The 18105-nt window shown below is 62.3% G+C and carries 20 protein-coding genes; 14 read left to right on the plus strand and 6 right to left on the minus strand.

Going from position 1 to position 18105, the window contains the following annotated elements; translation table 11 throughout:
- Positions 1-38: 38 nt before the first annotated feature.
- A complete protein-coding gene (locus tag ACRTG1_RS02150; protein ID WP_206545031.1) occupies positions 39-1181 on the minus strand; it encodes an ABC transporter substrate-binding protein in 1143 nt (380 codons plus the stop codon).
- A 190-nt stretch (positions 1182-1371) separates the two neighbouring features.
- Here ACRTG1_RS02150 and ACRTG1_RS02155 point away from each other — a divergent pair, with 190 nt between their 5' ends.
- Together ACRTG1_RS02155 and ACRTG1_RS02160 are read left to right on the plus strand one after the other, a co-directional pair.
- The gene (locus tag ACRTG1_RS02155) at positions 1372-2259 is read left to right on the plus strand and encodes a MurR/RpiR family transcriptional regulator (protein ID WP_206545032.1); all 888 of its coding nucleotides are present in this window, start codon (positions 1372-1374) and stop codon (positions 2257-2259) included.
- An 8-nt stretch (positions 2260-2267) separates the two neighbouring features.
- Entirely contained in the window at positions 2268-3584 is a 1317-nt protein-coding gene (locus ACRTG1_RS02160) for a glutamine synthetase (protein WP_432515684.1), read from the plus strand.
- A gap of 66 nt (positions 3585-3650) precedes the next feature.
- On the opposite strand, the gene ACRTG1_RS02165 is transcribed toward ACRTG1_RS02160, so the two are convergent.
- The 5 genes from ACRTG1_RS02165 to ACRTG1_RS02185 are packed head-to-tail and all read right to left on the minus strand — an operon-like array spanning position 3651 to position 7742.
- Complete coding sequence (locus ACRTG1_RS02165) at positions 3651-4295, minus strand: cysteine hydrolase family protein (protein WP_432515685.1); 645 nt, start codon at positions 4293-4295, stop codon at positions 3651-3653.
- A complete protein-coding gene (locus ACRTG1_RS02170; RefSeq protein ID WP_206545035.1) occupies positions 4292-5347 on the minus strand; it encodes a branched-chain amino acid ABC transporter permease in 1056 nt (351 codons plus the stop codon). Before ACRTG1_RS02170 ends, ACRTG1_RS02165 begins: the two co-directional genes overlap by 4 nt.
- A gap of 1 nt (position 5348) precedes the next feature.
- Positions 5349-6239: a branched-chain amino acid ABC transporter permease gene (locus ACRTG1_RS02175; protein WP_113156688.1), complete on the minus strand. Its 891-nt coding sequence runs from the start codon at positions 6237-6239 to the stop codon at positions 5349-5351.
- Positions 6236-6958: an ABC transporter ATP-binding protein gene (locus ACRTG1_RS02180; protein ID WP_113156687.1), complete on the minus strand. Its 723-nt coding sequence runs from the start codon at positions 6956-6958 to the stop codon at positions 6236-6238. The genes ACRTG1_RS02175 and ACRTG1_RS02180 overlap by 4 nt, the downstream gene beginning before the upstream one ends.
- On the minus strand, positions 6951-7742 hold the full coding sequence (locus ACRTG1_RS02185; RefSeq protein WP_432515686.1) for an ABC transporter ATP-binding protein: 792 nt from the start codon (positions 7740-7742) through the stop codon (positions 6951-6953). The genes ACRTG1_RS02180 and ACRTG1_RS02185 overlap by 8 nt, the downstream gene beginning before the upstream one ends.
- Positions 7743-7873: 131 nt before the next feature.
- Between ACRTG1_RS02185 and ACRTG1_RS02190 the strand changes: the two genes are divergently transcribed.
- From ACRTG1_RS02190 to phnE, 12 genes are all read left to right on the plus strand, one after another.
- Positions 7874-8659 carry an N-formylglutamate amidohydrolase gene (locus ACRTG1_RS02190; RefSeq protein WP_432515687.1) on the plus strand — a complete coding sequence of 262 codons (786 nt, stop codon included), beginning with the start codon at positions 7874-7876 and terminating at the stop codon, positions 8657-8659.
- Positions 8660-8827: 168 nt separating this feature from the next.
- On the plus strand, positions 8828-9583 hold the full coding sequence (gene phnF / locus ACRTG1_RS02195; RefSeq protein ID WP_113156685.1) for a phosphonate metabolism transcriptional regulator PhnF: 756 nt from the start codon (positions 8828-8830) through the stop codon (positions 9581-9583).
- Positions 9576-10019, plus strand: a complete 444-nt coding sequence (phnG, locus tag ACRTG1_RS02200) for a phosphonate C-P lyase system protein PhnG (protein ID WP_432515688.1) — start codon at positions 9576-9578, stop codon at positions 10017-10019. Before phnF ends, phnG begins: the two co-directional genes overlap by 8 nt.
- Complete coding sequence (phnH, locus tag ACRTG1_RS02205) at positions 10019-10555, plus strand: phosphonate C-P lyase system protein PhnH (protein ID WP_432515689.1); 537 nt, start codon at positions 10019-10021, stop codon at positions 10553-10555. The genes phnG and phnH overlap by 1 nt, the downstream gene beginning before the upstream one ends.
- 1 nt (position 10556) lies before the next feature.
- Complete coding sequence (locus tag ACRTG1_RS02210) at positions 10557-11642, plus strand: carbon-phosphorus lyase complex subunit PhnI (protein ID WP_432515690.1); 1086 nt, start codon at positions 10557-10559, stop codon at positions 11640-11642.
- The gene (locus ACRTG1_RS02215) at positions 11639-12553 is read left to right on the plus strand and encodes an alpha-D-ribose 1-methylphosphonate 5-phosphate C-P-lyase PhnJ (RefSeq protein ID WP_206545041.1); all 915 of its coding nucleotides are present in this window, start codon (positions 11639-11641) and stop codon (positions 12551-12553) included. The genes ACRTG1_RS02210 and ACRTG1_RS02215 overlap by 4 nt, the downstream gene beginning before the upstream one ends.
- The gene (locus tag ACRTG1_RS02220) at positions 12550-13371 is read left to right on the plus strand and encodes an ATP-binding cassette domain-containing protein (protein ID WP_206549323.1); all 822 of its coding nucleotides are present in this window, start codon (positions 12550-12552) and stop codon (positions 13369-13371) included. The genes ACRTG1_RS02215 and ACRTG1_RS02220 overlap by 4 nt, the downstream gene beginning before the upstream one ends.
- A 9-nt stretch (positions 13372-13380) precedes the next feature.
- Positions 13381-14115, plus strand: a complete 735-nt coding sequence (locus tag ACRTG1_RS02225) for a phosphonate C-P lyase system protein PhnL (RefSeq protein ID WP_297558551.1) — start codon at positions 13381-13383, stop codon at positions 14113-14115.
- Positions 14102-15301, plus strand: coding sequence for an alpha-D-ribose 1-methylphosphonate 5-triphosphate diphosphatase (locus ACRTG1_RS02230; RefSeq protein WP_206545044.1), 1200 nt, complete (start codon positions 14102-14104; stop codon positions 15299-15301). Before ACRTG1_RS02225 ends, ACRTG1_RS02230 begins: the two co-directional genes overlap by 14 nt.
- A gap of 54 nt (positions 15302-15355) precedes the next feature.
- A complete protein-coding gene (phnC, locus tag ACRTG1_RS02235) occupies positions 15356-16183 on the plus strand; it encodes a phosphonate ABC transporter ATP-binding protein (protein WP_113157124.1) in 828 nt (275 codons plus the stop codon).
- A gap of 32 nt (positions 16184-16215) precedes the next feature.
- Positions 16216-17136 carry a phosphonate ABC transporter substrate-binding protein gene (gene phnD, locus ACRTG1_RS02240; RefSeq protein ID WP_113156679.1) on the plus strand — a complete coding sequence of 307 codons (921 nt, stop codon included), beginning with the start codon at positions 16216-16218 and terminating at the stop codon, positions 17134-17136.
- A 56-nt stretch (positions 17137-17192) separates the two neighbouring features.
- Positions 17193-18104 carry a phosphonate ABC transporter, permease protein PhnE gene (gene phnE / locus ACRTG1_RS02245; protein ID WP_224873258.1) on the plus strand — a complete coding sequence of 304 codons (912 nt, stop codon included), beginning with the start codon at positions 17193-17195 and terminating at the stop codon, positions 18102-18104.
- Position 18105 lies beyond the last annotated feature (1 nt).

An 18105-nucleotide genomic window follows, 5' to 3' on the forward strand; every position in this document is an offset into this window, starting at 1 on the left:
GTGGGCGGGGCGTGAGCCCCGCCGTTTCACGCCAGATCCTATTCCGTTTCTGGCTTCCAGATTTCCTCAACCGTGTATTTGCCATTGTGCACGCTGATCAGCGATACCGGCTTCGGCGGAACCATGGTTTCGCGCGTGTAGCTGATCTCGCCGGTCACGCCCTTGAAGCCGCGCGTTTCGGCAAGCGCATCGCGAATCTTCGCCGGCTCCGCCGAGTCAGCGCGACGGATCGCATCCGCGACCAGCATCAGCGCGTCATAGCCTAGCGGCGCAAAGGCATTCTCCGGGTCGATGCCATATTCGGCCTTGTAGTCCGCGATGAACGCCTTCACTTCATCGCGATCATCCGCGCGATAGGTGTGCGTGGAGAAGTAGACATCGTTAGCAAGCTCCGGCCCCGGAACGGTGGACACCAGTTCCGTGTCGAAGCCGTCACCGGAAACGATTGGCATGGTGATGCCCTGCTCGCGGATCTGCTTCACGGAGAGACCGGCCTCGGACGGGATCGCCGAAACGAACACCGCGTCGGGCGCGGGGTCGATGGAGGCGAGACGCGCAATCTGTGCGGAGAAATCCGTGTCGCCCATCATGAAGCTGTCGGTCCCGACAATCTCGCCGCCACGCTCTTCGAACCGTTCGACGAAGAACTTGCTGAGCGCCTTGGTGAAGTCCATGGAATTGTCGGTCCACACCGCAACCTTGCGAGTGCCGAGTTCATCATAGGCATAATCGGCGATGGCGTAGGACTGATCATCATCGCCAAACGGCGCCATGAACATGTAATCGCCAACCCATTGCGGCAGTTCGGGATGCGTTGCGCCCGACGTGACGAAGGGGATGCCCGCTTCCTGGAACAGCGGCGCGCCCGCCATGACGAAAGTGGTGTCGGACTCGCCAATGCCGGCCACGACCCCTTCCGAGATAAGGCGCTGCGCGGCCTTTGCCGTTTCCTGCTGATCCGTCTTTCCGTCCGGCGCGATCAATTCGATCTGCTTGCCCAGAAGACCGCCATCGGCGTTGATCTGCTTGACAGCGAGCTGTGCGCCCTTCAGCGATGGACCGTCGAGTGACGACATTCCACCAGTTACATTGTAGAGCGCACCGATCTTGATGGTTTCCTGCGCGTTGGCCGCGCCCATAACGGCGGCCAAAGCCACCGATGCGGCAATCAAGTGTTTCATGCCAATCTCCCTGCTTCTTGTTGAATGTCACCCTCTGACGCAAGGTGCCCCGGGAAGGCTCATGCGATGTCATCAGCATGACTCTGCAATTGGAGAACGTCAATCGAATGATACATTTTTTCTTCCAAATGGATATTTTGTCTGATTTGATACATTCTGGAAATGCGCGACGGGAAGCGGAGCAGGGGCTATGAACGTTTTGGAGGATCTGCGCCGGGCCCTGCCCGAACTCAGCAGCCGCGAAGCGCGCGCCGCGCGACACCTGATCGCCAATTATCCGATGGCCGGCCTTACCACGGTTGCCGAATTTGCCGAGCAGAGCGGCGTCAGCACCGCCACTGTGCTGCGGCTGGTCAAGCGCCTCGGCTTCCCGGTCTACGCCGAATTTCAGGAAGCGCTGCGCAGCCACATTGAAGAGAGTCTGCAATCGCCCCTGCTGCGCTTTGGTGAGCGCAAGGTGCGCGATGCAGCCACCGACGAATCCTATCTCGCGCGCACCAGCGACCGCATGGCGGAGTATTTTCGTAGCCTTCCGGATCTTATTCCCGAGAAGGAGTTCGACCGGGCTGCAGCACTTCTAGCAGACCCCAAGCGCGACATTCACCTGCTCGGCGGTCGCTATTCCTCCCATGTGGCGCGTTATATGGGCGACCTGCTTTCGGCGATACGCGGGCGCATTCATCCGATCAGCGGGCAGACCCAGACCTGGCCGCAGTTCCTGCTCGACATGGGCCGGGGCAGCGTTCTGGTCGTTCTGGATGTGCGCCGCTACCAGGACGATGTGGTGCAGTTCACCCATGCCGCCTCCAAGCGCGGCGCAACCGTTATCCTCCTGACCGATATCTGGCAGTCGCCGGCTGCCCGTTCGGCCGATCTCGTTCTGACCTTCCCGGTGGAATCGCCGTCGATTTTCGACGTTCTGACCATCGGCATGGGGGTCGCCGAAGCGCTGGTCGGCGCTGCAGCCAGCAAGGCGGACACAGCCGGGCGGACACGCTTCGAAACGCTCGAAGACCTGCGCACCCGGCTCGCCGAAGGCACGTTCGGTCAGGAACGGAGCAAATCAAAACGAAAATGAGGGGTTCGATGAAACGCGAAGAAATCATCATGCTTTGCACCGCCGATCTTGCCGGGCAGGTTCGTGGCAAGGGCTTTCCTGCTTCGGATCTGGAGGCGAGGCTGCGCAAGGGCATCGGCTGGACACCGACCAACAGCATGATCACCGCGCACGGCCCGATCGCCCCAACCCCATGGGGGCCCTATGGCGACACGGTGCTGACGCCGGACCCGGCTTCGCGCGTTCGCGTCGACTTCGGACCGGATGCAGCAGCCAGCCATTTCATCATGGGCGATATCATGAACCTCGACGGCACGCCGTGGAGCGTGTGTCCCCGCAGTTTTCTCAAGCGCATGCTACATGAGCTTGAAACCCGACACGGCCTGCGCCTCAAGGCCGCCTTCGAGCACGAATTCCTGATCGAAGGCATGGAGGAGCGCCCCAATTCGAGTTACGCGCTCGATTCATTCCGCCGTCAGGGGCAGTTCGCCGAAACCTATCTGGGCGCGCTCAAGGAAGCCGGGCTGGAGATCGATACGTTCATGCCCGAATACGGGCCGATGCAGTATGAAGTCACGGTCGGCCCGGCCGATGACGAGCGCTCCGCCGATCACGCCGTTGCCGTACGCGAAATCGCGCGCGCCGTTGCGCAGCATTTCGGCCACCGCGCAAGCTTCACGCCGATCCTGCGGCCGGATGCCGTGGGCAATGGCGTCCACGTTCATTTCGGGCTGCTGGACGCCGAGACCGGCGCGCCGGTGAACCACGACCCTTCAGCCCCGAATGCAGTATCCGCGAAAGCAGCGAGCTTCCTGTCCGGCATCCTCGCCCTGATGCCCGCCATCACCGCAGTGACAGCGGCCTCAAGCATTTCCTATCTGCGCCTGACGCCGGACCGCTGGAGCGCGGCCTACAACAATCTGGGCGAGCGCGACCGCGAGGCGGGTCTGCGCATATGCCCGGTGTTCCCCGGCGCCGGTGTCGACATATCGAAGCAGTTCCATTTCGAATTCCGCGCCGCCGACGCCGCAGCCAGCCCCTACATGGTGCTGGGCGCGCTGGTGGCTGCCGGTCTCCACGGTCTGGACGAGGCGATGGAAGCACCGCAGGTATGCCGCCAGCCCCCGCAGCATCTGACGGAGAACGAACGTCAGGCGCTTGGCATCGTCAGGCTTCCGCAGTCGCTCGATGCCGCCCTCGACCTGTTTGAAGGCGCGACTGCGCTGCGTCCGCTTTTCGGTGAGGAGCTTGTTTCCGCCTATGTTGCACACAAGCGCTTCGAGGCGGAGCTGATGAAAGACCTTTCGCCAGAAGAGCAATGCGCGAAATACCGGCAGGCCTACTGATCCTTTTGATGCAAACGGGGAGACGCACCGCGCCTCCCCGTCACTCCTCCCAGTCACCGCGTCTCATCAGCCGGAGACGATATCGCGCTCCATGGCGGCAATCAGACTGTCCGTCGTTTCCATGCGACAATAGCCCTTGAAGGCGTTGAGCGCCGAAACATGCCGCGCCTGCGTATCGGTCGCGCATCCATCCGAAACGCAGATCATGTGAAATCCGCGGTCAGCGCCGTCACGAATGGTGTGGTCAACACACTGATCGGTCAGGAACCCGGTGACGATGATCGTATCGAGCCCGATATTGCGCACCAGATACTCGAAATTCGTCGAATTGAAGAGGCTCGATGAAGTCTTCGGGATGACCATTTCGTCGCCGCGCGGGGCGACTTCGTCGATCACCTGCGCATCGACCGAGCCCTTTGGAATGAAGAAGTTCGACAGCTTGTAATCAAGGCTGCGGTCTCGCCCGTCCTCGGTATAGTTCTCCATCACCGTGTAGATGACTTCCACGCCGCGGGTGCGCGTCGCATCGATGAGCCTTGCGATGTTGGGAATGACCTCACCGCGCGCGGCCGCGTAGAATTCCGGGCGTGGCTGGCGGTTCGCCTCGTCCATCACCCAGTTCTGCACATCGATGACCAGAAGCCCGGTGCGCTCCCGGCGCAATGGCTGGGCCCGCGTCTCAAAAATATCCTGCTGGCGCGGTGCGCTCATTGCGTTTTCCTTCCGCTGAACAGACGGCGCACGAAAGCGGGCTCGCCGCTGCCGAACAGCCCGCCCGGCTTGAGATAAAGAACCACGATCAGGCACAGCGCCACGATGACCTGGCTCATACCATAAAGGCCGATGCTTTCCTCCACCGGGCGCAGCGCCTCGGAGAGAACCGTGATGGCCGTTGCCGCAACGAGCGCACCGGTGATGCTGCCCGATCCGCCGATCACCACCATGACCACGATGTTGAAGGCCAGCAGGACGGAATAGGTTTTCGGCGTCACAACGCTGATGAGATGGGCGAGCATCGCGCCGGCAATGGCGGCCATCACCGCGCCGATCACGAAGGCGAGGATTTTTAGCCGCGCGGCGTTGATGCCGCTGCAGGAGGCTGCGAGTTCATTCTCCCGCACCGCCATCATCGCCCGTCCGAGCGAGGAAAATTTCACCCGCCACGTAATGGCGACGACGATGACGAGGAAGCCCAGCGCCCACCAGATATCCACGTGACGCGGCAGGCCGCTCAGGCCCGCGCCGCCGCGCGTGATGCCATCCCAATTGGTCGCAAGCCCCTGCACCACGATGATGAGACCAAGCGTTGCGACCGCGAGATAATGCCCCTTGAGGCGCAGCACCGCCCAGCCGATGGCAAGCGCGACCAGCCCGCCGGCAAGACCTGCAATCAGGAGCGCCGGGAACATGGAGAGCTCTGTCGAAGCCAGCCAGTCCGGCAAACCCGGAAGCATGGAGCCCTTGCGCCGTGCCGAGAATGTCAGGATCGCGGCCACATAGGCCCCGATGGTCATGAACGCGGGATGGCCGAGCGAAAACAGTCCGGTCAGGCCATTGGTCAATGTCAGCGACACGGCGAGCGCTGCATTGATAAACAGGAGCGCCAGCAGCGTGACGAGATAGCTGTTCAGCCCCTGCTGTGCGGCCCACACGGCCGCCGCAGCTACAAGGATTGTGAGAATGGCGGCGACAAATCCGCTGCGTGGCGTTGTCGGAGCCGAAGCGGTTTCCGCCACGGACGTGGTTTGCGAAGGCGTCGGCATGTCAGGCGCGCTCCTCGGTCTGGCGAACGAACAGGCCGGAGGGCCGGATGAGCAGGATCACGATCAGCAGCAGAAAGACGAACGTGTCCCGGTAGCCGGAGAACTCCTGTGGCAGGAGCCCCACGAACAGCACTTCCGAAAGCCCGAGAATATAGCCTCCCAGCATGGCCCCGCCGATGGAGCCGACGCCGCCGATCACGCAGGCGACAAAGGCCTTCAGGCCGGGCACGAAGCCAAGCAGCGGATCGATCTGCCCGAACTTGCCACCCCAGAACAGGCCGGAGACGGCGGCAAGCGCGCTGCCGATGGCGAAGGCGGCGAGGATCGTGCGGTTCACCGCCACGCCCATCAGGCGCGCCGCCGTCAGGTTTTCCGCCGTTGCGCGCATCGCCCGGCCAAGCCGCGTGCGGTAAACCACGAGGAAGAGACCGCCGATCAGAAGAAGCGTCAGAACGATGATGGCGATGTCCGTCAGCGAGGCGTTCACGCCGCCAAAACCCACGCGCTGGCGCATGAAGGCGGGAAAGAGGAAATTGCGCGGCTGCCCGGAGAGGATCATCAGCGCGCTGTTTTGAATGGCAATCGAAACCGCCAGTGTGGCGATGAAGCCCGTTACCTGGCTTGCGCCGCGTATCGGCCGAAAAACGATGGTCTCGATGGTCATGCCGGCAATCGCGCCGATGGCCAGAACGAAGACCAGGATCAGCGGCCAGGGCACACCGGCCGTCACAAGCGCAAGGGTGGAAAAAGCCCCGATCATCACGAGGTCGCCATGGGCAAAATTGATCAACCGGACAATGCCGTAGATCATCGAAAACCCGATGGCGACGAGCGCGTAGAGACTGCCCAGCGCCAGACCGTTGATGATTTGCTGAAACAGATACTGGCTCATGCCGCCACCCCCAGATAGGACTGGCGCACACGGTCATTGCTGGCGAGTTCCTCACCCGTTCCCGACAAGACGATGCTCCCGTTTTCCATGACATGGGCGGCGTCTGCGATCTCCAGCGCCATAGCCGCGTTCTGCTCGATCAGAAGAATGGTGACGCCGGTGGATTTCAGCCGCTGGATCACGTCGAAAATCGTTTCCACCACCAGCGGCGCGAGGCCAAGAGATGGCTCGTCGAGCAACAGCATTTTCGGCTTGGCGAGAAGCGCCCGGCCGATGGCAACCATCATCTGCTCACCACCGGAAAGCGAGCCGGCCGCCACATTGGCCCGCTCCGCCAGAATGGGGAAAAGCGTGTGCACCTCCTCCATCGTGCGGCGCACCTCGGCGCGGTCGCGCTGTGTGTAAGCGCCCATGTCCAGGTTTTCCGCAACGCTCAGCGACTGAAAGATCTGCCGCCCCTCCGGGCAATGGATCAGCCCCGCGCGAACGATCTTTTCCGATGAGAGCCGGGTCAGATCCAGCTCCGCGCCGTCGGTCCTGAGGGTAGCGCTGCCGGAGCGCGGGCGAAGAAGCCCCGAGAGTGTCAGAAGCGTGGTCGATTTGCCTGCGCCATTCGCTCCGATCAGCGCCGCAAGCTGCCCCTGCCGCACATCGAACGACACGCCTTTGAGCACATGTGTCGCGCCGCGATAGACATTGAGATCGCGCACCTCAAGCATGGGCCTTCTCCTTGCGTCCGGTGCCGAGATACGCCTCGATGACCGCCGGATCCTTCTGCACCTCCTGCGGGGACCCCTCTGCGATGAGCTTGCCGCGGTTGAGAACCTGAATGCGGTCGCAAAGCCCCATCACCAGATGCATGTCGTGCTCGACCACCAGAACGGCGATCCCGAACTCCGCATTGACCTGGCGGATGAAGGAAACGAGATCGCTCGTCTCGGACGGGTTGAGACCGGCGGCCGGCTCGTCAAGAAGCAGCGCCGCAGGCTCGCCCGCGAGCGCCCGTCCGATTTCCACCCGCCGCTGATCGCCATAGGAAAGATCGCCCGCGCGCCGCTGCGCAAAGGCGCTGAGGCCAATCCGGTCGACGATGTCACGGCTCATCTGGCGCAGCGTCTCTTCCGAACGCCAGAAGGACGGCAATTGAAGCATCGTCGCGAGTGTGCTCGCCGAGTGGCGCATATGCCCGCCGCACATGACATTCTCGAGCACGCTCAGATCCTCGAACAGGCGGATATTCTGAAACGTTCGCGCGAGCCCGGCGCGCGCCATCATGTGTGGCGGCTGTCCGGTCATGTCTGCACCGTTCACGGAAATCCTGCCGGATGACGGCCTGAGCACGCCCGTCAGAAGATTGAAAGCCGTCGTCTTGCCTGCGCCATTCGGCCCGATCAGCCCGACAAGATCCCCCCTGTCGAGTTGCAAATCGTATCCATCGACGGCCAAGAGCCCGCCAAACCGTTTCGCAAGGCCCGAAGCCTCGATAACCGGCGTGTCACTCACGACAAACTCGCTCCCCTGTTGTTGACCCAACGATATGGCGGCGGCAGGACCAGCGTCAACAAAAAGATACATCTTGCAATAAAACAAATGGATTTGTACGATTTCATACAAAATTTGCGGGAGGCATCTGCGTGTCCGATTTGAATGAAACCGCCCCTCTTCGGGTCCTTGCGGCGCACGAGCCGCACCCTCTGGAGACATTCAACGAATCCGCCGGGTCGGATTACTTCATCATCTGTGAACATGCGGGGCGGCGCATTCCGCAGAGTCTCGGCACGATGGGGCTTTCAGAGACGGATCTCAAGCGCCACATCGCCTGGGATATCGGTGCGCTTTCGGTGGCAAAAAAACTGTCTGAGCTTCTGAACGCGCCGCTTTACACGCAGCGCTATTCTCGGCTTGTCTGCGACTGCAATCGCCAGCCCGATGTCGCCACCTTCGCGCCGGAAATCAGCGAGGGCACCGAAGTGCCGGCCAACAGGAACCTCTCCGTGAGCGCACGCAACATGCGCGCCGACGAGATTTTCTGGCCCTTCCACAACGCCGTCTCGGCGGCGCTGGACGAACGCACGAAAGCAGGCCGCAAGACCCGGCTGGTCACGATCCACTCCTTCACACCGGTGTTTCTGGGGAAGAGCCGCCCTTGGGAAATCGGCATTCTGTTCAATCGGGACAAAACACTGTCACCGGCGATGCTTGACTGGTTTCGCAAGAACACGGATCTGTGCGTAGGCAGCAACCAGCCCTATGCAGTCAGCGACGCCACCGACTATGCGGTGCCGGTTCATGGCGAGAAGCGCGGCATTCCCTGCGTCGAGATCGAGATCCGCAACGACCTCATCGCCTCGGAAACGGATGCGGGCGAATGGGCTGACCTTGTGGCAAGAGGTCTCGTCGCGGCCGAACCGCAGCTTTGAGAATAAGCGAAGGCAGATGCATGGGCTGCCACCCAGCAGTATCCCCTTCTTCAGCTATCTCAATGCCGTTTTCCGCTCTCCCTACCCAGGCTCCCTGACAACCTTCTGACCGTCACGCACGTGTCATTGGGTTTCGCTAGAACCGCCTCATTCGAATGAGTTGGTGCTATGCGAAATCAAGGATACTCCTGGGAGGAAACCCGGGACAGGATCAGCGAAGAAATCATCTCGGGCAGGCTGGCAGCGGATACGAAACTGCCGTCTGAACCCGAGCTTTGCGTACTCTATGGCGCGCGCCGTCACTCTCTGCGCAAAGCATTGGCAGCACTGGTGACAGAAGGCAAGCTGCGTGTTGAACACGGGCGCGGCACTTTCGTGGAACGCGCGCCCTTGCTCAACTACGTGATCGGCGAGCGAACGCGTTTTCGCGAGAATCTCCTGTCCCAGGGCCTCACCGCCTCGGGCGAAACCCTTTCAGAAATGAAAATTCCTGCCAGCACCCGTGTGGCTGCGGCCTTGAAGATCGCTGCGGAGGCTCCCGTCTTCGCCCGCTCCTGGCGCGGGTTCGCCAATGATCTGCCGATCAGCACGGGCTGGGCCTATTACGATGCCACGCGCTTCCCGGATCTGCTGGAACGCCGGCGCGACACCCGGTCGATAACCGATGTCTATCGCAGCTACGGCATCACCGACTACCGGCGCCAGAGCACCACTGTCCTGACCCGCATCGCCTCCGAACGGGAGGCCGCCATGCTGATGATGCGCCCGGGGCAATCCGTTTTGGTCGTCCAGAAAGTGGACGCCGATCTCGACGGACGCCCCATCAGCTTCTCCGAGGCCGTATGGGCTGGCGATCGTGTGCAGTTCACCTTCGAAGCAGACCAGCCGACCGTCATGACCACCGAAAGACCTTCCGATGACTGATACATTTCCACCCGGTGACAGCGATCACCCCGCGACGCTCGACATTCTCGCCCGCGCCCGCCCCGACCGGCTCAAACAGCATGCCGAAATCCTGCTTGAAGAGATGGGCGAAATCACCGTCATCGCCAACCGCACCGGCCTCGTTATGGTGCCGATGAGGGACACGGTCCAGAATGTGGATTTCCATCTGGGCGAAGTGCTGGTCAGCGAAGCCCACATTGCCGACGAAGCCGGTAACATCGGTTACGGCATGGTGACCGGCCGCGATCTCGAACGCGCCATGGCGATGGCCGTCATTGACCTGTGCATCGCCGCATTCGGGCAGGAAACAGCCACCGCCACTCTGCTCGCCGAAGAACAAGCGCATCTCGCAACCGTCGATGAAGAACGCATGCGTCAGGTGGAAGCCACGCGCGTCGAAATGGAGACCTTCTGATGCTGACCGTTGCACCACCCGACGCCATTGAACTGCGCTGCAATTCCACATTCCAGGCGCTCATGTGGGCGCTGTCGCGCCCGGGGGATGCCCGCGTCATGCCGGATGCCGGCCTTGCCGGTATTGCCGAAACGCTGGTGGACCTCGAATGCACCGTGTTTGCCGATACGCCGGACCTGCGCGAGGCCGTCTCCGCCAGCGGAGCGCTCGTCACAGGTGATGTTTCGCGGGCCGACCATGTCTTCCTGTCGTCGCTCGAAAACGCCGCGGACCAGATCGTCCAGCTTCGCTGCGGCAGTCCCCTTTACCCCGATAATGGCGCGACGCTGATCGCCGCCGCCCGGCACGCAGGCCAGCGCCTGCGGCTCAGCGGCCCCGGCATTGAAGAGCCAACAGAGATCTCACTCGACGCGCCACCGGCCTTCTGGGCCATGCGCGCAATGCTCTGCGCCTATCCGGAAGGCTTTGACTGCTTTTTCGTCGATGCGAGTTCCGTCATCGGCATCCCGCGCTCGACCAAGGTGGAGGTTCTCTAGAATGGCCTATGTGGCAACCCGTGGTGGCGAAAAGGCCATCGAACAGGCCGAACGGCTGTTCCGTCAGGACCTTGGCCCCATCGACGCGGCCCGCGTCGACACGATCCGCAAAACCATGCCCTATCTGGTCGACCGCGTGATGGGCGAAGCCTCGCTTTATGATGAGGAACTCGCGGCGCTCGCGCTGGCGCAGACGGGCGGTGAGCTTTCCGAAGCCGTGCTGGTTCTGCGCGCCTGGCGCACCACCCAGCCGCGCCTCGCCATCGCCCGTCCCGTGCAGCAGGATGAAGTGCTCACGCAGCGCCGCATTTCCGCCGCCTTCAAGGACATTCCCGGCGGGCAGATACTCGGGCCGACGCTGGATTATTCGCACCGTGTTCTGGCAACAGACGTGCTGGAAGGAAAACCCTTCACGCCGCCGCCGGTCGACAGCGCACAGGCCCCGGCGCCTGCACGCCAGCCTTCTCTGGCCGAGTGGCAGCGTCAGCAGGGGCTGGTCGCCCCGGCCACAGAACCGGACACCGCACCGGAGGACATTCCCGACCTGACGCGCGAGCCGCTTCTTTTTCCCGCGTCACGCGCCCATCGCCTGCAAAGCCTTGCCCGCGCAGAAACCGGCGGTGTGCTCGCCCTCGGCTATGCCGCCATGCGCGGATATGGCAATGCCCACCCGACCGTCAACGAACTGCGCCTCGGCGAAGCCAATGTGGTGGTGCGCCACCCGCGCGGCACGGAGTTCTCAGCCGGGCGCGTGCGCGTCAGCCAGGCCGAAGTGACGTCCAAGGAAAAGGGCGGCTATCTCGAACTCGGCTTCGCCGCGACCTTCGGCTGGAACGAGGTCAAGGTCATCGCCGCAGCAACGCTCGATCTGAATTCGGCCGAAGCCCCGGTAGGCTCGGCCGTGCATGAAGAGTTCTACCTCTACCACACCGAAAGCGTGGAAGCCTCGGGCTTCTGCATCCACTTCAAGCTGCCGCACTACGTGACCTTTCAGTCGGTGCTCGACGCGATGCGAGACGCCAGGGCGAAAAAAACTGCAGCCGATGCTGCGCCGGCAGAAACCCGCCAGATGGAGCCAGCAGAATGAGCCTTGCCTCTCTCACAAAGGACTGGGCCGCAACCAGCTACGGCTTTCTCGACGCGTCGGCCAAACGCGAACTGCGCCGCAAGATGCTAAAGGCCATCGCCGTGCCGGGGTGCCAGATGCCCTATGCGAGCCGCGAAGTGCCCATGGCGCGCGGCTGGGGAACGGGCGGCCTTCAGGTCACGCTCACCCTCGTCAACCCGGCTTCGACCGTGAAGGTCATCGACCAGGGCGCGGATGATGGCGTCAACGCGGCGTCGATCCGCCGCTTCATCTCCCGCGTGTCCGGCGCTGCAGAAACCTGGGACACGCTCTCCGCCTCGATTGTCCAGTCCCGCCACCGCGTGCCGGAAGAGGTCATGCGCGAGGATCAGATCCTCGTCCTCCAGGTTCCCAATCCGGAGCCGCTGCGCGGCGTTGAGCCCAACATGTCCATTGCACGGCAGATGCATGCGGACGCCGACTACGGAAAACTCTGGCTCACGCTTTATGAGCAGATCGTGCGCAAGGGCCGGATCATGCAAGGCGCAGCCTATCCGAGCATGGTCAATGGCCGCCACGTGATGACGCCCTCGCCCATTCCGCGCTGGGACGTGCCCAAGCTGAACATGGCAAAGCACCTGACCTTCCTCTCGGCAGGCCGCGAAAAACGCCTCTTCGCCGTTCCGCCATTTACCCGCGTCGAACCGCTTGTGTTCTCCGACCGCCCCTATCAGGTGGAAGAACACGCACATCTCACCTGCCGCCGCTCGGGCCTCTCCGGCTATTTCATGAACGAGATTCCACAGGACAATGGCGGGTCGACCTTCGAAGTCTCCGACAGCAATCTCGGCATCAAGGCCATTCAAAAGGCAGAAGGCGCACCGACCGAGATCGGTGAGACCTGGTACCGCGACGGGGAGTATTCAGCATGAGCCTTGATCTCACGCCTGCCGCGCTTGAGCGCGAGGCCCCGCGCCTGATGCGGGCAAGACCGCTTTTGACCATGAACAACATCTCCAGGAGCTTTGGCGATGTGCGCGCCCTGCGCGACGTGGACGCCACGGTCTATCCCGGCGAAGTCATGGGCATTGTCGGGGAAAGCGGTTCGGGAAAGTCCACGCTTCTGCGCATGATGAACCTCGAAGACACGCCCGATACCGGCGACTACCGGCTGCGCCTGCCTGACCGCGAGGACGGCAATCTGTTCGACCTCACCCGCTATCAGCGGCGCATGCTCTGCGCCCGCCATATCGGCATCGTCTATCAGAACCCGCATCTCGGCCTGCTCATGCGCCAGTCCTCAAGCGGCAATGTTGCAGAGCGACTTCTGATTGCCGGCGAACGCAGCTTCGATGTGTTGCGCGCCAGAGCCCGCGAGGCGCTCGATGCTTCGGAGTTCCCCCTGGAGCGGATGGATGCGCGGCCGATAGAGCTTTCGGGCGGCATGCAGCAGCGCGTGCAGCTGGCCAAGGCCATCGCGCTTGAGCCGGCGCTGCTCCTGCTCGATGAACCAACCACGGGCCTCGACGTATCGGTTCAGGCTCTGGTTCTCGACACGCTCAAGCGCCTGCAGCGTGACCGCAAAATCACCATGGTTCTGGTCAGTCACGATCTCGGCGTCATCCGCACCATGGCCGACCGCGTCATGGTCATGCGCCATGGGCAGGTGGTCGAACAGGGGCTGGCCGACCAGATCTTTCAGGACCCGCAGCACCCCTACACGCAACAGCTCGTGCACGCCAAACTCTAGGATGAGACCATGACGACCACCCCACTGCTGCGTGTCGAAGGCCTCACCAAGACCTTCCGCATGTATCACCTCGACAGCGCGCTGCATGCCTTTGAAGGTGTAAGCTTCGACCTCCACGAGGGCGAATTCCTGCTGCTTCGCGGCCACAACGGCGCTGGCAAATCGACATTGCTGCGCACCATCTGGCGAAGCTATCTGCCCGTTGGCGGCCATGTCTGGTACCGCTCCGGCCATGGTGAAATCGACCTTGCCAATGCGGCTGATGTCGACATTTCCCTGCTGCGTCGCGAGGAAATCGGCTTCGTCACCCAGTTCCTGAACGCCCGCCCGCGCGTCGCGGCGCAGGACATCGTTGCCGAACCGCTTCGCCTTGCGGGCATCGCACAGGATGAAGCGCTGGATCAGGCCCGCCATTGGCTCGACCAGTTCGGTGTCCGGCCAGAGCTCTGGCGCGCCTATCCCAGCACCTTCTCGGGCGGCGAGCAGCAGAAGGTCAATCTGGCCCGCGCCCTCATCCTGCCGCAGCGTCTGCTTTTGCTGGATGAGCCGACGGCATCGCTGGACGCCGGTGCGCGCGAGGCGCTGGTGCGTCGCCTCTCCGATCTGAAAGCGCACGGCGTCGCCATCATCGGCGTTTTCCATCATCCCGGCGATGTCGCCGCATTGATCGACCGTGAAATCAATCTCAATACCAAAGTCGTCGCAGACCAGCTCACCAAGGAAGAAGACCATGTGGCTCTCTGATTTCCGTATCGTACTTGCAGACCGCGTCATCGACAGGGGCGCCCTGCGCATCGAAGACGGTCTGATCGCAGAGATCAGCGAAACCCCGGTTTCCGGCGCAGACATGGAAGGCAATGGCCTTCTCTTACTGCCCGGCATGATCGACATGCATGGCGACATGATCGAGCGCGAGATGGAGCCCCGCCCCGGCGTGCGCATGCCCATGGACATGGGGCTGCGCGACCTCGACATGAAGCTGGCGACATCCGGCATCACCACCGCCTATGCCTCGCTGTCCTTCGCTCCGGGCTCGGCCTACGGGCATATGCGTTCCTACGACTTCACCAGCAAACTGATCCGCGCCGTCGTCTCCGCACGGCCAAATCTGCTCATCGATCATCGCGTTCACGCCCGTTTCGAAGTGACGTTTCCCGCTGCCCTTTCGGTGGTCAAGGAACTGGTCAGCGAAGGCTCGGTGGATCTGGTCTCGCTCTGTGACCACACGCCCGGTCAGGGACAGTATCGTGATCTGGAGCTTCAGGCGGCCAACATCTCCCGCAACAAGGGCATCTCGCTTGAAGCCGCTGCCGAGCAGCTGCAACAGCGCATCAGGGACCGGCAGGAAACGGCCGGCGACATGATCGCCACACTGCGCGCCATTACCCAGTATTGCGCCATGCATGGCGTGCCCGTGGCCAGCCATGATGATGACACGGTCGAAAAAGTGACGCTGATGGAGCAGCTCGGGATCAAAATCAGCGAATTTCCGGTAACGCTTGAGGCCGCCCGGGAAGCTCATCGACGTGGCATGCTGAACGCCATGGGCGCACCCAACGCACTGCGCGGCCAGTCCTATTCGGGCAATCTCTCGGCACGGGAAGCCCATGCTTCCGGCGTGCTCGACCTACTCGCCGCCGACTATCACCCCTCCGCCATGCTGCCGGCGGTTCTGGTGCTGGCCGAGACCGACCCCGACGGGCTGGCCGGCGCTGCGCGCCTGACATCGTTCAACCCTGCACGTGCGCTTGGCCTTCTGGACCGCGGCGAAATCCGTGTGGGACTGCGCGCCGACATGCTTGTCGCGTCTTCAACGGGCGTGGGGCAGGTCCACGCCACCTTCTCGCGCGGCCGCCTTGTTCATGCCGACGGAAAGGTGCTGCCCGCCGGTATCGCAAGCCGTCACGAACATGTCATTCGAATGAGTTAGCCGCGTCATCAAAGCGATCTAGGGTCAGTGCATAGCAACGCTACGGGGTTGAACATGCTGGAACTGAGAAACGTCACCAAGCGGTTTGGTGACACCATTGCCGTCAACGACGTCTCGACCAATTTCGCACCGGGCCAGATGGTCGGCGTCATTGGACGCTCCGGCGCCGGCAAGTCCACCCTGCTGCGGCTGATCAATCGGCTCGCAACCGCAGACGAAGGACAGATCACCTGCGGCGACGTGAATGTCGGCAACCTCAATGGCAACGCACTGCGCGCATGGCGCGCGCAATGCGCCATGATTTTCCAGCAGTTCAACCTCGTCAATCGGCTCGACGTGCTAACCAATGTGCTGATCGGCCGTATCGGCAACGCCCGCACCCTGCCGGTCATCTTCAAGCACTTCTCCACCACGGATCGGGCCAATGCCGCGATCGCGCTGGACCGGCTCGACATGCTCTCGCAGGCGCTGCAGCGCGCCGACACACTTTCCGGCGGTCAGCAGCAGCGCGTGGCCATCGCCCGCGCCCTGATGCAGAAGCCGAGCATCATTCTTGCCGATGAGCCCATCGCTTCACTCGATCCGCGCAATGCCCGGCTCGTGATGGAGGCGCTGCGCGCCATCAACAGGCAGGACAAGATAACCGTCATCACCAATCTGCACACGCTCGATGCAGCCCGCGCCTATTGCGACCGCATCATCGGCATGGCCCATGGGCATGTCATTTTCGATGGCACGCCAGATCAGCTGACGAGCGCCATGATCCAGCAGATCTACGGTGATGACGCAGAAACAGCCGTGGACGAGAGCCTGACCTCGACCATCGCTGCCACCGGCGCGGCACGCCAAACCGGACAACGACAGATGGAGATGGCGCACTAACCGCCCCTCCTCCCCAACTCGGAGCTACATCAATGCACACCCTGACTCGCCGTGGCTTTGTGGCCGCGCTGGTTTCGCTCGCCCTTGCGTCCCCGGTTCTCGCCCAGGACTGGCGCGAAGAATATCCCGAACTGACCATCGGTATTTCCTCGAGCGAAAACGAAACCGACGCCATCACCCGCAACCAGCCCTATGCCGATTATCTGAGCCGTGAACTCGGCGTGCCCGTGAACCTGATCCGTGGCACCGACTATGCCGCCGTGATCGAGGCCATGCGCTCGGGGCACGTTCAGGTCGCCTCGGTTGGCCCGGCCGCTTACGCGCTGGCCCGCAAGATCATGGGCGAGGAAATCGCTCCGGTCGCCGTGACACTCGATAGCGGCGGCAATCTGGGCTACTACTCGATCATCGCCGTCCGCGCCGACAGCCCCTACCAGAATCTGGAAGACATCAAGGGCAAGTCCTTTGCCTTCGCCGACCCGAATTCGACCTCGGGCTATGCCGTTCCGTCCTATTACCTGTCGACCGAGCTTGAGACCTCTCCCAACGAGTATTTCGGCGAAGTCGCCTTCTCCGGCGGACACGAACAGAGCGTGATGGCGCTGGTCAACGGCACGTTCGAGGCCGTCGCCACCCATTGGCGCAATGAAGAAGCCGGCAACATCCAGACCATGGAACGCAAGGGCCTGATCGAACCCGGCTCCACGCGCATCATCTGGAAATCGCCGGTCATCCCGAACACGCCGGTCATGATGCTCACCAGCCTGCCGGAAGAGCTGCAGGAAGAGTTCAAGACCGCACTGATGGCTTTCCCGGAGAAAGACCCTGAAGGCTTCGCCGAATACACCCGTGGCACCTCCAGCGGTTATTCCCCGGCCAAGCACGAAGACTATCTCAACGTAGTCGCCATCACCGAGTTCAACGCCAAAGAGCGTCGCAAGAACAAGAACTGATCACTCCCGGCCGGTGCGCATGAAGCGTGCCGGCCTCTTTTTGCAACGAGGCGTTCGTGTCCACACTGCCCCCCACCGCCAGTCCTATGCGACCGAGCACGCTTGATGAGCGTCTAACGTCCTTCAACGAGCGCTATCGCCAGCAAAAGATCACCCACCGCAATTGGACGATCCTGTATGGCGCCCTGTTCCTGGCAGCGCTTGCCGGCTCCGTTTTCGTCAGCGATTTCAGCATTCCAAAACTGGTGAAGGGCCTTCCCATGGCCTGGAACTACATTGTTGGAACCATGCCCACCCTGACGCTTGAGAACTTCTGGTCCGATCTGGCTGAGTGGTACTGGGGTCTGCGCTACTGGCTCCGCCTTCTCGTTGAGACCATTCTCATGGGCTTTGTCGGCACCGTTCTGGGAGGCGTCTTCGCCCTGGCGCTGTGTTTTCCGGCCGCGCGCAATCTGGTGGAGAGCACCGGCATCTATTTCGCCGCCCGCCGCATTCTCGAATTCTGCCGCACCGTGCCGGAGCTGGTCTTTGCGCTGATCTTCGTGTTCGCGTTCGGTCTTGGCCCGTTCGCCGGCGTTCTCGCCATTGCCGTTCACACCGCCGGCTCGCTGGGCAAGCTGTTTGCAGAGGTCAACGAAAACGTTGATCCCCGCCCCATTGAAGGCGTTCGCGCCGCCGGCGGCAACTGGCCGATGATCATGCGGCTCGGTGTCGTCCCCCAGGTCCTGCCGAACTACGCCAGCTACCTGCTGCTGCGCTTCGAGATCAATGTGCGCGGCGCTTCCGCCCTCGGCCTCGTCGGTGCCGGCGGCATTGGCGAAGAGCTGTACGTCGCCATCCGCCAGTTCGAATACACCGATATCTCGGCCATCATGCTGCTTCTGATCCTCACCACTTCGGTGATCGACATCACCTGCGAATTCATCCGCCATCGCCTCATCGGCCATTCACTCACACAGAGCGCCTGAT

Origin of the sequence: Nitratireductor sp. PBL-C9, from assembly GCF_050877045.1 — a bacterium.
In the GTDB taxonomy this organism is placed as follows: Bacteria; Pseudomonadota; Alphaproteobacteria; order Rhizobiales; family Rhizobiaceae; genus Nitratireductor; species Nitratireductor aquimarinus.